The 550-nt window shown below is 64.5% G+C and carries 1 protein-coding gene; it reads left to right on the forward strand.

The window, feature by feature from the left end; translation table 11 throughout:
* A partial coding sequence (locus PZA18_RS24130) for a calcium-binding protein (RefSeq protein ID WP_284103439.1) occupies positions 1-550 on the forward strand: 550 nt, incomplete at both ends.

A 550-nucleotide genomic window follows, 5' to 3' on the forward strand; every position in this document is an offset into this window, starting at 1 on the left:
CTCAACCCCGACACCACCCAGAGCCCGGCGTATACCAATCTGCCGGACGAAGCGGCATTCGGGACCGTCTGGGCAGGCGTGGCGGGCAACCAGAACCTCATCGGCTCGTCCGATGCCGACCTGCTCGACGGCGGAGCCGGCAACGACACCCTCGATGGCGGCGCTGGCAACGACGCCCTGCTCGGTGGTTTTGGCAATGACGTCTACCAGTTCAACACCGGTAGCGGCATCGACACCGTGATCGAACAGGACGCCACCGCAGGCAACCTCGACAGCGTGCAATTCGGCGCTGGCATCAGCAAAGACCAGCTGCGCTATGCCAAGGTCGGCAACAACCTGGAAGTGACCATCACCGGCAACACCCGCGACAAACTGATCCTGCAGGACTGGTATGTCGGCACGGCCAACCGGGTCGAGCAGTTCAAGTTCGCTGACGGCAGCAGTCTGGACGCCAGCGCCCTGCAGGCCAAGGCCCCGGCCAATGTAGTGATGGCGGAGGACACGACCCGCGAAGCCGACATCGACAGCGTGACTGGCCTGCCGGTTCCGC

This window comes from Parachitinimonas caeni (assembly GCF_030129945.1).
In the GTDB taxonomy this organism is placed as follows: Bacteria; Pseudomonadota; Gammaproteobacteria; order Burkholderiales; family Chitinimonadaceae; genus Parachitinimonas; species Parachitinimonas caeni.